The organism is Leclercia sp. UBA5076 (assembly GCF_002416465.1).
Taxonomy (GTDB): domain Bacteria; phylum Pseudomonadota; class Gammaproteobacteria; order Enterobacterales; family Enterobacteriaceae; genus Enterobacter.
In genome coordinates this window covers 233,898-247,113 of sequence record NZ_DIAO01000014.1, presented here as the reverse complement: position 1 = coordinate 247,113, position 13,216 = coordinate 233,898, and the positions used below count along the sequence as shown (strand labels likewise).

General features: G+C 57.3%; 15 protein-coding genes and 1 tRNA gene. 12 read left to right on the top strand and 4 right to left on the bottom strand.

What is annotated here, in order from left to right; genetic code table 11:
- Positions 1 to 96: 96 nt before the first annotated feature.
- From yajD to B3X29_RS14525, 3 genes are all read right to left on the bottom strand, one after another.
- A complete protein-coding gene (gene yajD / locus B3X29_RS14535; RefSeq protein ID WP_159339732.1) occupies positions 97 to 441 on the bottom strand; it encodes an HNH nuclease YajD in 345 nt (114 codons plus the stop codon).
- A 67-nt stretch (positions 442 to 508) separates the two neighbouring features.
- Complete coding sequence (locus B3X29_RS14530) at positions 509 to 1,807, bottom strand: Fic family protein (RefSeq protein ID WP_103178544.1); 1,299 nt, start codon at positions 1,805 to 1,807, stop codon at positions 509 to 511.
- A 114-nt stretch (positions 1,808 to 1,921) separates the two neighbouring features.
- Positions 1,922 to 1,998 (bottom strand) — tRNA-Arg (locus B3X29_RS14525).
- A 220-nt stretch (positions 1,999 to 2,218) separates the two neighbouring features.
- On the opposite strand from B3X29_RS14525, the gene folD reads away from it, so the two are divergent.
- The 5 genes from folD to B3X29_RS14500 all read left to right on the top strand — a co-directional run bounded on the left by folD (position 2,219) and on the right by B3X29_RS14500 (position 6,766).
- A complete protein-coding gene (gene folD / locus B3X29_RS14520) occupies positions 2,219 to 3,085 on the top strand; it encodes a bifunctional methylenetetrahydrofolate dehydrogenase/methenyltetrahydrofolate cyclohydrolase FolD (protein ID WP_103178543.1) in 867 nt (288 codons plus the stop codon).
- Position 3,086: 1 nt separating this feature from the next.
- The gene (gene ybcJ / locus B3X29_RS14515) at positions 3,087 to 3,299 is read left to right on the top strand and encodes a ribosome-associated protein YbcJ (RefSeq protein WP_023334767.1); all 213 of its coding nucleotides are present in this window, start codon (positions 3,087 to 3,089) and stop codon (positions 3,297 to 3,299) included.
- Positions 3,300 to 3,581: 282 nt separating this feature from the next.
- A complete protein-coding gene (locus B3X29_RS14510; protein ID WP_290556454.1) occupies positions 3,582 to 5,081 on the top strand; it encodes a PTS transporter subunit EIIC in 1,500 nt (499 codons plus the stop codon).
- Between the two features lie 74 nt (positions 5,082 to 5,155).
- Positions 5,156 to 6,172: a Mal regulon transcriptional regulator MalI gene (gene malI / locus B3X29_RS14505; protein WP_103178541.1), complete on the top strand. Its 1,017-nt coding sequence runs from the start codon at positions 5,156 to 5,158 to the stop codon at positions 6,170 to 6,172.
- 72 nt (positions 6,173 to 6,244) lie between these two features.
- The gene (locus tag B3X29_RS14500) at positions 6,245 to 6,766 is read left to right on the top strand and encodes a metal-dependent hydrolase (RefSeq protein WP_103178540.1); all 522 of its coding nucleotides are present in this window, start codon (positions 6,245 to 6,247) and stop codon (positions 6,764 to 6,766) included.
- An 81-nt stretch (positions 6,767 to 6,847) separates the two neighbouring features.
- On the opposite strand, the gene cysS is transcribed toward B3X29_RS14500, so the two are convergent.
- Positions 6,848 to 8,233 (bottom strand): cysteine--tRNA ligase, encoded by a 1,386-nt coding sequence (gene cysS / locus B3X29_RS14495; protein ID WP_159339731.1) that lies wholly within the window; start codon positions 8,231 to 8,233, stop codon positions 6,848 to 6,850.
- 172 nt (positions 8,234 to 8,405) lie between these two features.
- Here cysS and ppiB point away from each other — a divergent pair, with 172 nt between their 5' ends.
- The 7 genes from ppiB (at position 8,406) to mnmH (ending at position 13,130) form a co-directional block, all read left to right on the top strand.
- A complete protein-coding gene (gene ppiB / locus B3X29_RS14490; protein WP_159339730.1) occupies positions 8,406 to 8,900 on the top strand; it encodes a peptidylprolyl isomerase B in 495 nt (164 codons plus the stop codon).
- A 3-nt stretch (positions 8,901 to 8,903) separates the two neighbouring features.
- Positions 8,904 to 9,626 carry a UDP-2,3-diacylglucosamine diphosphatase gene (gene lpxH / locus B3X29_RS14485; protein ID WP_159339729.1) on the top strand — a complete coding sequence of 241 codons (723 nt, stop codon included), beginning with the start codon at positions 8,904 to 8,906 and terminating at the stop codon, positions 9,624 to 9,626.
- Positions 9,627 to 9,771: 145 nt separating this feature from the next.
- A complete protein-coding gene (locus B3X29_RS14480) occupies positions 9,772 to 9,981 on the top strand; it encodes a YdgH/BhsA/McbA-like domain containing protein (protein WP_103178537.1) in 210 nt (69 codons plus the stop codon).
- 70 nt (positions 9,982 to 10,051) lie between these two features.
- A complete protein-coding gene (locus B3X29_RS14475; protein WP_156654019.1) occupies positions 10,052 to 10,240 on the top strand; it encodes a hypothetical protein in 189 nt (62 codons plus the stop codon).
- A gap of 171 nt (positions 10,241 to 10,411) precedes the next feature.
- Positions 10,412 to 10,921 carry a 5-(carboxyamino)imidazole ribonucleotide mutase gene (gene purE / locus B3X29_RS14470; protein WP_032616904.1) on the top strand — a complete coding sequence of 170 codons (510 nt, stop codon included), beginning with the start codon at positions 10,412 to 10,414 and terminating at the stop codon, positions 10,919 to 10,921.
- Entirely contained in the window at positions 10,918 to 11,985 is a 1,068-nt protein-coding gene (gene purK, locus B3X29_RS14465; protein WP_156654018.1) for a 5-(carboxyamino)imidazole ribonucleotide synthase, read from the top strand. The genes purE and purK overlap by 4 nt, the downstream gene beginning before the upstream one ends.
- A gap of 74 nt (positions 11,986 to 12,059) precedes the next feature.
- On the top strand, positions 12,060 to 13,130 hold the full coding sequence (mnmH, locus tag B3X29_RS14460; RefSeq protein WP_103178534.1) for a tRNA 2-selenouridine(34) synthase MnmH: 1,071 nt from the start codon (positions 12,060 to 12,062) through the stop codon (positions 13,128 to 13,130).
- The last annotated feature ends 86 nt before the right edge of the window (positions 13,131 to 13,216 follow it).

The window sequence follows — 13,216 nt, the reverse complement described above, 5'->3', positions numbered from 1 at the left end:
CGCAATACCGGACATCATTCCCTCTGAAGACTCACCCGTTATCTGTTCGGGCGTTGCCGGGGTCGCGTCGCTTGCCCGGCCTGGAAAACTCAATGATTATTTTTTGTTGAGCATCGATTTCAGATCGGCAAAGGGGTTGTAGGTGGCTGCCCCCACATCCTTTTGCGCATCCTCGCCCGCCACCACGGTAGTTCCGTACATCTCGGCTTCGGTGTACTTCGAATGCTCGTGGTCATGGCAGAACAGGCACAGCAGCTCCCAGTTACTGCCATCCTCCGGGTTATTGGTGTGGTCATGATCGATATGGTGAACCGTCAGTTCACGCAGGTTTGAATAGACAAACTCCCGCGAGCAGCGTCCGCATACCCAGGGATAGATTTTGAGGGCTTTCTCACGGTAGCCGCTTTCCAGCCGCGCGTAGTTTTTGGGGATCAGAGCCATTGCCGGTGTTACCTGTCAGAAGGTGAGACGAGAATGCCCCTACTATATCGCAGAATGGAACCGAAGGTTAAACGAGGTTTCGCGCGATTTTGTAAACCGTTTTCTGGTCATTCGCCGCGGTTTCTTCAGCCAGCCCCTCGCGTACCAGCGCACGTAGATCCTTACGGGCAGTGTTATCGGAAATCCCGAGAGCCTCACTCACGTCAGCGGCGGTATAATCTGTTGTCGACGTTGCCAGCATGATATTCAGCAGCGTGACCTGGCGGGAGGTGAGGCGCGATAATGCACGCGACTCGAACAGGACCCGCTCAATGTTTGCCGCTCTGGTGACCAAATCGTCAACATGCCGCAATAGCTGGTCCAGGGCGCGGCGGATGATGCCGGACTGGTATTCCAGAAAATAGGTCAGGTCCATGCCGTCCGTTTCCGTGTACTGATAGCTTTGCGCATATTTCACCGGAGCGGCATAAAGCAGGCTGCTGATAGAGATGTATTTAAAGGCCTCGTACCCCGATTTCAGCATAAACCAGTAGAACAGCGCCCGGCTGGTGCGCCCGTTCCCGTCCCGGAAGGGATGCTCATGGGCAATCATAAAATGCAAAATGCACGCCTTTACCAGCGGATGAACATATTCCGCGGTACTGTTCACCCAGTCACAAATTCCCTGCAGGCGGGCAGGAAGGCGATCTGCCGCGGGCGGCTGGTGAATCACATTGCCGTCGTAGTCGGCGATCACGATATCGTTTGTCGTACGGAACTCGCCCGGCTGATATTTCGCGTTATTAATCCCTTCCATACCTGTCGCATGAAAACGGCGGATAAGATCGGGTGTCAGCGGTTCATTCAGCAGGTCGGGGATCTCTGCCATCAGCCGCGCATTTCCGGCGATCATATGCTCACCTTCGGTTCGCGGTGCCCGACCGGAACCCAACATCTTCCTGGCCACCAGCGTGGTGGTATTAGCCCCTTCCAGCTGCGAGCTGGTGATCGGTTCATCGAGTTGAAGCTGGATCAGAGCCGCTCCCGCGCCACGTAACCGGTATATCAGGTTATCCAGCGCCAGACGGGTGGCGTGTTTATCCACCCGTTCACAGGTGGCGGAGATGGCAGAAGTCAGCATGAATCCGGCCTGCTCTCCAGCCTCGTTACGGTAAGCGATCCGCTGTAGCGCAGCATCCCTGGCGCGGCGGGTCAATGTCCAGGCAAGCGCGACGTTATCGCGATAGGATAAACGGTGTCTGAATTCATCGAAGGGCAGATAGCGGCCTTTGTCGTCCGTAGTACGCGCGTAGTGCTGGTGGGCAACAATATCTGCGCCCGTCAGGGATTCTAACGGTATCAGTCTGGGAGGACGTTTTATGGACATACTTAAACTATCTCAAAATATCTCATATTTGAGCTAGTTTAACGTAGTTGCGTGAAAAAGCGTGCGCGGAGAGATCAATAAAAAGAGACGTTGGGGAACTAAAAGGTGCTTGAATGGCACGCCCTAAAGGATTCGAACCTTTGACCTACGGCTTAGAAGGCCGTTGCTCTATCCAACTGAGCTAAGGGCGCACAGAGAAGAAACTTCGCAGTGGTGAAGCGCGTGGAATTATACGGTCAACGCCGGTTGAGTCAATTGATTTTAGTACAATCCTCTTTCAGTTCATACCCCTGCCCCTCCTCAGCGCCGCTTAACAGGAAAATCCGCAAAGTGTGACTGACAGCAGCGCGCGCTTCTGACAAAATATGCTCATCCCCCCTTTCACTCCTTACAGACGGAATCTTCTCTCTGATGGCAGCAAAGATTATTGACGGTAAAACGATTGCGCAGCAGGTGCGCTCTGAGGTTGCGGAAAAAGTGGCAGCACGTCTGGCCGCGGGAAAACGCGCCCCCGGGCTGGCGGTTGTGCTGGTCGGCAGCAACCCGGCTTCACAAATTTATGTCGGCAGCAAACGTAAAGCGTGCGAGGAGGTTGGCTTTCTCTCCCGCTCTTATGATCTGCCGGAAACCACCACGGAAGCAGAGCTGCTTGAGCTGATCGATACCCTGAACGCCGATAAAGCGATCGACGGCATTCTGGTTCAGCTGCCGCTGCCTGCGGGCATCGACAATGTGAAAGTGCTGGAACGTATCGCGCCAGACAAAGATGTGGACGGCTTCCACCCGTACAACGTGGGCCGCCTGTGCCAGCGCGCGCCTCGCCTGCGTCCCTGTACGCCGCGCGGCATTGTGACCCTGCTGGAGCGCTATAACATCGACACCTACGGCCTGAACGCCGTGGTGATTGGTGCGTCCAATATCGTCGGTCGCCCGATGAGCATGGAGCTGCTGCTGGCCGGCTGCACCACCACCGTCACCCACCGCTTTACTAAAAATCTGCGCCAGCACGTCGAAAATGCTGACCTGCTGATCGTGGCGGTCGGCAAGCCGGGCTTTATCCCGGGCGAGTGGATCAAGGAAGGCGCCATTGTGGTGGACGTGGGGATTAACCGTCTGGAGAGCGGCAAAGTGGTCGGCGATGTGGTGTTTGACGATGCCGCCGCCCGTGCCTCTTATATCACCCCGGTTCCGGGCGGCGTAGGCCCGATGACCGTTGCAACACTGATTCAGAATACTTTACAAGCATGCGTTGAGTATCACGACGTAGAGGAAGCGTAAGATGGCGACATTTTCATTAGGTAAACACCCGCATGTTGAGCTGTGCGATCTGCTGAAGCTCGAAGGCTGGAGCGAGAGCGGCGCCCAGGCGAAGATCGTTATTGCTGACGGTCTGGTCAAAGTTGATGGCGTGGTAGAAACCCGCAAGCGCTGCAAGATCGTAGCCGGACAGACTGTGAGTTTTGAAGGCCAGAGCGTCACCGTAACGGCCTGAGCCGTCTGATGCCCGGCGGCGCTGCGCTTGTCGGGCCTACATACGGGCTCTGTCTGTAGGCCGGGTAAGGCGCCAGCCGCCACCCGGCAATTCTCTTCACGATTCCCCCACGACCATCACGGTTAATTATCGATCAACTTCAAATAATCACTATTTCATCTGTTAAAAGGTGAGAATTCAGTTGCGCGGATTTCAGCCTTTCATCACGATAAGTAGAACGTTCTACTAAAACGTTCTACTCACTATAACAGCGCTCACAGAGCGCACTCGGGGGAAATCAGCATGAGTCTGATATCAGGGTTTGTTAAATCGCTGTCAAAATTGTCGATGATTGGTCGCGCATTAATGCTGCCGATCTCGCTGCTTCCCGCTGCGGGCCTGCTGCTGGCTTTCGGCGATAAATTCCACCTGCCGTTGATGATGAACGCGGGCGGCGTCATTTTTGATAACCTGCCGATGCTGTTTGCCATCGGCTCTGCCGTCGGCCTGGCGTCGGAATCGGGTATCGCCGCGCTGTCGGCAGCGGTGGCGGTGTTTGTCACCAACATCACCATTGGCACCGTGCTCGGCATTACGCCGGAGATGGCCTCCCAGGGCGGGAAATACGCCATGGTGGTGGGCATCCCGACCCTGCAGATGGGCGTCTTTGGCGGCCTGCTGTGCGGGATCCTCGCCGCGTGGTGTTATAACCGCTTCCACACCATGCAGCTGCCGGAGTTCCTCGGCTTCTTCTCCGGAAAGCGTTTTGTGGCGATCGCCACGGCGTTCCTCTCATTCGTGATGGGGCTGCTGCTGCCGTACGTCTGGCAGCATATCCAGGCCGGTATCGACGCGCTGTCGGTGATCGTTAACGGTGATAACCAGGCGGCCTCGACCTTTATCTTTGGTCTGGTGGAGCGTGCGCTGATCCCGCTGGGTCTGCACCATATCTGGTATCCATCGTTCTGGTACTCGTTCGGGGATTACACTACCCAGGCGGGCCAGGTGATCCACGGCGACCAGACCATCTGGTTCAAGATGCTGGAAGAAGGGGTGAAATCCTTCAGCAGCGATACCTACCAGAACGCCGGTAAATTCATGCAGGGCGAGTTCCCGCTGATGCTGTTCGCGCTGCCTGCGGCCTGTCTGGCGATGTACCACGAAGCGCACACCAAAAACAAAAAGATTGCCGCCGGTATTCTCTTCTCTGCGGCACTCACCTGCTTCCTGACCGGGATTACCGAGCCGGTGGAGTTCACCTTTATCTTTGTGGCGCCGATCCTCTACGTCTTTAACGCCATCATGGCGGGCCTGGCCTACATGACCATGTACCTGCTGCATGCGCATATCGCCAAGTCCTTCTCCGCAGGCTTTATCGACTACCTGTCGTTCGGGATCCTGCCGTCGTTCAACGGGTACCAGACCAACTTCCTCAACGCCATTATCATCGGTGTCCCGATGGCGCTGATTTACTACTTCACCTTCCGCTTCGTGATCCGTCGTTTCGACGTGAAAACGCCGGGCCGCAGTGAAGTGACAGCCAATGCGGACGATAAAACCGATACCGAAATCGCCAACGAAATCATCGGCCTGCTCGGTGGCGCGCAGAACATCAACTCTGTCGGCTCCTGCATCACCCGCCTGCGTCTGGAAGTGGCGAAGAGCGATGTGGTGGACAAAGACGGTCTGAACGGCCTCGGTGCACGCGGCGTGGTCTTCGTCGGTGATTCCGGCATTCAGGTTATCTTTGGCGCCCGGGCGCAGTTTATCGCCCAGACGATGTCCACCCTAATCGGTAAATAATAAGCTGCCTGTCCGACACGTCTCCTGTACTCTTACGGGAGGCGTTGTCTTATCAGGCATTTCAGGGAGAAGATGTGAAGAAGGTCAGCATCATTGATGTCGCCAGAGAGGCAGGGGTTTCGGTCTCTACCGTCTCGCTGGTTCTGCGTCAGAAAGGAAAGATCTCAGAGGCGACGATCGAAAAAGTCCACGCCGCCATCACCGCCCTGGGCTACGTGCATAACGTAGCCGCCGCCAATCTTCGCGCCAACACCTCCAACCTTATCGGCCTGATCCTGCGTGATTTCAGCGACAGCTTTTCCATTAAGGTAATGGCAAGCATCGTCCAGGAGCTGGAAAAGCAGGGATATATGGTCTTTCTCGGCCAGCCGCTGAACGACGGTGAGCATCTTGAGCGCTGCCTGCTCTCCTTTAAGCAGCAGGGCGTGGCCGGGGTGATCTATCTGGCTTCCGATACGCGCCATGCTACCTTACCTGACATGATCCGTGAGTGTCCGCTGCCGCTGGTGGCGGTCTCCCAGTCGTTGCTCAACGAAACCTGTAATCTGGTGATGCGCGATAACCGCCAGGCGGCGCATCTGGCGACCCGCTATCTGATTGAGCGCGGCCATCGCAATATCGCCTATATCGGCGGTCAGGAGGGTGACCTCATCCGCGAGCAGCGGCTGCTCGGTTTTCGCAGCGCGATGACACAAAACGGGCTGGTGTTCCGCGACGAATCCGCCCCCGCCTGCAGCGACGATACCCAGGCGGTTAGCTTCGCCACCCGTCAGCTGCTGGAGAAGAACAACACTATCACCGCCCTGCTCTGCCACTCCCCGGATGCGATGATCGGCTCTATCTCCGGGATCCATCACGTTGGCCGCACCGTGGGGAAAGATGTCTTCCTCACCCAGCAGGTGGCGCTGGTGGGGTTTGAAGATATGCTGCACGTCAACCTCACCTCCCCGTCGTTTACCTATGTCTCCTCCGCCAGCGAAGAGACGGGGCGTCAGGCGGCGGGGTTAATGATCCGCCAGCTAAAAGAGCCTGAGCTGCAAACCCAGCGCATTACTCTCTCCGGGCAACTCGTCGCCCGGGAATCGGCATAATTCAGATTTACGCCCGGCTCTGCGTTAAGCCGCGCTCTGCTATATTTCCATGATTTGCCATGGATAATCCTTATGCCAACCATTATTACCCACGCTGCTGTGCCGGTTTGCCTCGGCTTAGGGCTGGGCAGCCGGGTGATCCCCCCTCCCCTGCTGTTCGCCGGAATCGTTCTCGCCATGCTGCCGGATGCCGACGTACTCGCGTTTAAGTTTGGCGTCGCCTACGGCAATATTTTTGGTCATCGCGGGTTTACCCACTCGCTGCTGTTTGCCTTTGTGGTGCCGTTACTCTGCGTGCTGGTCGGGCGACGAGGGTTCCGGGCGGGGCTGGTGCGCTGCTGGCTGTTTTTAACCGTGTCGCTGCTGTCGCACAGCCTGCTGGACTCGGTGACGACGGGCGGGAAAGGGGTCGGCTGGCTGTGGCCGTGGTCGGATGAACGTTTCTTTGCACCCTGGCAGGTGATTAAGGTCGCGCCTTTTGCGCTCTCTCGCTACACCACGCCGTACGGGCATCAGGTGATTATCTCGGAACTGCTGTGGGTGTGGCTGCCGGGGGTTATCGTGATGGGTTTGTTGTGGTGGAAGCGGCGTTAAAAAAGCCGGGTGGCGGCTGCGCCTTACCCGGCCTACATAATCCCATGCCCGGCAAGCGATGCGCCGCCGGGCCTGATGGACTTACTTACGGCGCCAGGTGGTGCCCTGCGGACCATCTTCCAGGATGATGCCCATCTCGGTGAGACGGTTACGCGCGGCATCGGCCGCGGCCCAGTCTTTCGCCTGACGCGCTTCCAGACGCGCCTTGATTAACGCTTCAATCTCCGCCACTTCGCCGTCATCCGTCTGCGCACCGCTCTGCAGGAACGCTTCCGGCGCCTGCTCCAGCAGACCCAGTACGCCAGACAGTTTACGCATATGAGAGGCCAGCGCATTAGCCGCATGCACATCTTCACCTTTCAGACGGTTCACTTCACGGGCCATATCGAACAGCACAGAGTAGGCTTCCGGGGTGTTGAAGTCGTCGTTCATCGCCTCAACAAAACGGGCTTCAAACGCCTCGCCGCCCGCAGCCGCCACGGAGGTGTCGGTCCCGCGCAGGGCGGTGTAGAGACGCTCGAGAGCAGAACGCGCCTGCTTGAGGTTCTCTTCGCTGTAGTTAAGCTGGCTGCGATAGTGGCCGGACATCAGGAAGTAACGGATGGTTTCAGCATCGTAATACTTCAGCACGTCACGCACGGTAAAGAAGTTGCCCAGCGATTTGGACATCTTCTCCCGGTCAATCATCACCATCCCGGAGTGCATCCAGTAGTTCACATATTCGCCGTCATGGGCGCAGGTTGACTGGGCAATTTCGTTTTCATGGTGCGGGAACATCAGGTCTGAACCGCCGCCGTGAATATCGAAATGGTTACCCAGCTGTTTGCAATTCATGGCCGAACACTCAATGTGCCAGCCCGGACGGCCCGCGCCCCACGGGGATGGCCAGCTTGGCTCACCCTCTTTCGACATCTTCCACAGCACGAAGTCCATCGGGTTGCGTTTAACCTCAACCACATCCACACGCGCCCCGGCCTGGAGCTGATCCAGATTCTGGCGGGAGAGCTGACCGTAATGCGGATCGGTCGGCACGTCGAACATCACGTCGCCATTGTCCGCCACGTAGGCGTGACCTTTGGCAATCAGCTGTTCGGTGATCTCAATGATCTCAGGAATATGGTGCGTCGCACGCGGCTCCATGTCCGGGCGCAGAATATTCAGGGCGTCGAAATCCTTGTGCATTTCGCCAATCATACGATCGACTAAATCGACAAAGTTTTCCCCATTTTCGTTCGCGCGTTTGATAATTTTGTCGTCGATATCGGTGATATTGCGTACATACTTAAGGTTGTACCCAAGGAAGCGCAGATAGCGCGACACCACGTCGAAGGCAACAAAAGTACGGCCATGGCCGATATGACAGAGATCGTAAACAGTAATACCACACACGTACATGCCGACTTCCCCGGCATGAATAGGTTTGAATTCCTCTTTTTGGCGCGTCAGTGTGTTGAAGATTTTTAACATCGAAGATTCCATGTGAGACGTGTGTGGGTGAAAACAGCATATTCTAATGGTAATTCAAACCCGAAGCAGCACGCAATGCAAGGTGATCGCGTCGTGAGGTTATGCTATAACAAGCGCTTATTGTGGCCCCTGGCGGGGTCGAAGCACCACTATAACGGAACAGGATGCAAAAATGGTTACTTTCCACACTAATCATGGCGATATCGTAATCAAAACCTTTGATGACAAAGCGCCTGAAACAGTTAAAAACTTCCTGGACTACTGCCGCGAAGGTTTCTACAACAACACCATTTTCCACCGTGTCATTAACGGCTTTATGATCCAGGGCGGCGGTTTTGAACCTGGCATGAAACAGAAAGAGACCAAAGAGGCTATCAAAAACGAAGCTAATAACGGTCTGAAAAACACCCGCGGTACCCTGGCAATGGCCCGTACTCAGGCGCCACACTCTGCCACCGCGCAGTTCTTCATTAACGTAGTAGACAACGACTTCCTGAACTTCTCTGGCGAAAGCCTGCAGGGTTGGGGCTACTGCGTGTTTGCAGAAGTGGTTGAAGGTATGGACGTGGTTGACAAGATCAAAGCCGTTTCTACTGGCCGCAGCGGCATGCACCAGGACGTTCCAAAAGAAGACGTTGTAATCACAAGCGTGACCGTCAGCGAATAATTCGTGGCGACACTCTTTATTGCAGATCTGCATCTGCAAACAGAAGAACCGGCGATCACCGCCGGTTTTCTGCGTTTTTTACAGGGTGAAGCCCGCCACGCCGATGCGCTTTACATCCTGGGGGATCTGTTCGAAGCCTGGATTGGCGACGACGATCCGAACCCGCTGCACCGCGAGATAGCGAGTGCGCTTAAAGCGCTGGTCGACTCTGGCGTCCCCTGCTTCTTTATCCACGGCAACCGCGACTTTTTGCTGGGCAAACGCTTCGCCCGTGAAAGCGGCATGATCCTGCTGGCGGAAGAGACCGTCCTCGACTTGTGTGGCCGCCGCGTGCTGATAATGCATGGCGACACGCTCTGCACCGACGATACCGGCTATCTGGCGTTTCGCGCCAAAGTGCATACCCCCTGGATCCAGACGCTCTTTCTCGCCCTGCCGCTGTTTATTCGCAGCCGCATCGCCGCGAAAATGCGCGCCGGCAGTAAAGCCGCCAACAGCAGCAAATCGATGACCATCATGGACGTGAACCCGCAGGCGGTGGTCAGCGTGATGGAAAAACACCAGGTCCAGTGGCTGATCCACGGCCATACCCATCGCCCGGCCATGCATGACCTGACCGCCAACGGAGAGCAAGCCCACCGCGTGGTGTTAGGCGCCTGGCATAGCGAAGGATCGATGATTAAGGTCACGCCCGAAGGCGTGGAGCTGATCGCTTTCCCTTTCTGAAATCCCCCCGCCTGAAAATCATTCAATTTTTTTGAATTCTTCCCGCTAATCGTTTTGATTTTAATCACACTCTGGTCGGCCTATGATTACTCACATCAGGGCAACAACGCCCTACTCCAGACAAATCAGCTTAAGGAATACGACCATGAAATCCATCAAAACTTTCGTTGCAGTTGCCGCACTTTCTCTGATCTCTTTCGGTTCTTTTGCCCAGAGCGTGAGCGCCACCGCCTCTACCATTGACCGCGCCGAAGCCAAAATCGCCGCGCAGGCCGCTAAAGAGGGTGCAGCCTACAAAATCACCAGCGCCCAGTTCGACAACCGCGTGTATATGACCGCTGAACTGACTAAATAATTTAACGCATTGCCGTGCCGCCAGATAAGAGACAAGCGACAGCGACAACAGGATGAAGAAGGAAAAAAGAATGAAAAATATCACTATCGTCAGCGCCCTGCTGCTGGCCGCTTCCCTCACCTCTGGCGCGATGGCCGCCGAGAACGCCTTCTCCACCCCGGAGGCGGGTTCGAATATCGACACAGCAGTACATCAAAATCATATTGATGTGAGCCATGCCTTTGATAAAGAGAGCCTGACCGCAGGTAATCTCCTGTAAAATGTCAAAGCAACCTGTGAAAAGACCGCCTTTCGGCGGTTTTTTTGTGGCAGAAAGCGCGGGATTTTGCCGGAAGTTTTAGCCGCGCAACCGTTTTCCTTGCCTGTGTATCGTGCTATTCTCTGTGGCCTCAAAAGCCGAGAGTTGTGCACCACAGGAGTTTTAAGACGCATGTCTTCCAGCAATAATCCGGCGCGTGTCGCCATCGTGATGGGATCCAAAAGCGACTGGGCTACCATGCAGTTCGCCGCCGAAATCTTTGACATCCTGAACGTTCCTCACCACGTTGAAGTGGTCTCCGCGCACCGCACTCCCGATAAGCTGTTCAGCTTCGCCGAAGGCGCGGAAGAGAATGGCTATCAGGTGATTATTGCCGGTGCAGGTGGCGCCGCGCATCTGCCCGGTATGATTGCCGCCAAAACCCTGGTGCCGGTGCTCGGCGTCCCGGTTCAGAGCGCAGCCCTGAGCGGTGTCGACAGCCTCTACTCCATCGTGCAGATGCCGCGCGGCATTCCGGTAGGGACGCTGGCGATTGGCAAAGCAGGCGCAGCTAACGCCGCGCTGCTGGCCGCTCAGATCCTGGCCACTCATGATAAAGAACTGCATCAGCGCCTGGTCGCGTGGCGTACCGCCCAGACCGACGAGGTCCTGGAGAACCCGGACCCGCGAGGTGCGGCATGAAGCAGGTTTGCGTCCTTGGTAACGGCCAGTTAGGCCGTATGCTGCGCCAGGCTGGTGAACCGCTGGGGATCGCCGTCTGGCCGGTCGGGCTGGACGATGAGCCTGAAGCCGTGCCGTTTCAGCAGAGCGTCATCACCGCAGAAATCGAACGCTGGCCGGAAACGCCGTTAACCCGCGAGCTGGCTCGTCACAACGCCTTCGTTAACCGCGACGTCTTCCCGATCATTGCTGACCGTCTTACGCAAAAGCAGCTGTTCGACGATCTGCATCTCGCTACCGCGCCGTGGCAGCTGCTGAGTGAAAAAAGCCAGTGGCCGGGTGTGTTTGACGCGCTGGGTGAACTGGCGATCGTCAAGCGTCGCGTGGGCGGCTACGATGGCCGCGGCCAGTGGCGTCTGCGCGCCGGGGAAACCGACCAGCTGCCGGACGAGTGCTACGGCGAATGCATCGTTGAGCAGGGCATTAATTTCAGCGGTGAAGTGTCGCTGGTGGGTGCCCGCGCCCACGACGGCAGCACGGTCTTTTATCCCCTGACCCATAACCTGCATCAGGACGGGATCCTGCGCACCAGCGTGGTCTTCCCGCAGGCCAACGCAGCGCAACAAGCGCAGGCAGAAAGCATGCTCTCTGCCATCATGCAGGCGCTGGGCTACGTGGGCGTAATGGCGATGGAGTGCTTCGTCACGCCAGAAGGTCTGCTGATCAACGAGCTGGCGCCCCGCGTCCACAACAGCGGCCACTGGACGCAAAACGGCGCCTCCATTAGCCAGTTTGAGCTGCATCTGCGCGCCATTACCCGGTTGCCGATGCCGCAGCCGGTGGTCAATAGCCCGTCGGTGATGATCAACCTGATCGGTACCGATCTGAACGATGACTGGCTGAAGCTGCCGCTGGTGCATCTGCACTGGTACGACAAAGAGGTGCGCCCGGGTCGTAAGGTCGGCCATCTCAACCTGAATGACAGCGATATCCCTCGCCTTTGCGCAACGCTTGAAGCAATTGTCCCTCTGCTGCCGCCGGAGTACGCCAGCGGGATTGCCTGGGCGCAGTCAACGCTCAGCTAAGCCTCACCGCCGGGGAGTTGACCTTCCCCTTCCCCGGCGTAAAATCCTGCCCATTGTTGTTTTGAGGGATCCTTATGAACGATGGGACGGACTACCGCGCCATACTTGCTACCGACACGCCATTAATTGACGTGCGTGCCCCCGTGGAATTTGCTCAGGGTGCCATGCCTGCGGCACACAACCTGCCTCTAATGAACGACGACGAACGCGCCGCCGTGGGCACCTGCTATAAACGCCAGGGTCCGGAGGCGGCACTGGCGCTCGGCCACCGTCTGGTAAGCGGTGAGACGCGTGAAGAGCGACTGGAGGCCTGGCGCGCCGCCTGCCTTGCTCACCCGCAGGGCTATCTCTGCTGCGCCCGGGGCGGACAGCGCTCGCATATCGCGCAGGCGTGGCTGAAAGAAGCCGGGGTGGATTACCCGCTGATCGTCGGCGGCTACAAGGCGCTACGCCAGGCGGCTATCCAGGCGACCGTTGAGCAGGCGCAAAAACCCAGCGTACTGATTGGCGGCTGCACCGGGAGCGGCAAAACGCTGCTGGTGAAGGCGCATCCTGAGGGCGTCGATCTCGAAGGACTGGCGCACCACCGCGGCTCCTCCTTTGGCCGCACGCTGGCCCCGCAGCTTTCCCAGGCCAGTTTTGAAAACCATCTCGCCGTCGAGTTGCTGAAAAAAAACGCTGCGCGCTGGGTGCTGGAAGATGAAGGGCGGATGATTGGCTCCAACCACCTGCCAGAGTGCCTGCGCGACCGCATGGCGCAATCGCCCATTGTGGTGGTTGAGGACCCGTTTGAGGTGCGTCTTGAGCGCCTGCGCGAAGAGTATTTCGAGCAGATGTGGCAGGCCTTTCACGAAGCGCGGGGGGAAGAGGCGGGCTGGCTGGAGTATCGCGATTACCTGTACCACGGCCTGTTTGCCATTCGCCGCCGCCTGGGGTTACAGCGTTATGCCGAATTGACCGCCCTGCTGGACAGCGCTCTGGATGAACAGCAGCGTACCGGCAGTACCGAGGCGCATCTCAGCTGGCTGGCGCCGCTGCTCAATGACTATTACGACCCGATGTATCGCTATCAGCTGGAGAAGAAGGCGGAGAAGATTGTCTATCGCGGGACGTATGGGGACGTGGCGGAGTGGCTGAGCCGCTGACAGAACGCCGGGTGGCGCTGCGCTTACCCGGCCTACACCGTTCCAGTACGCGCAGTGCCACCGGAAACAAACCGCACCACATGTAG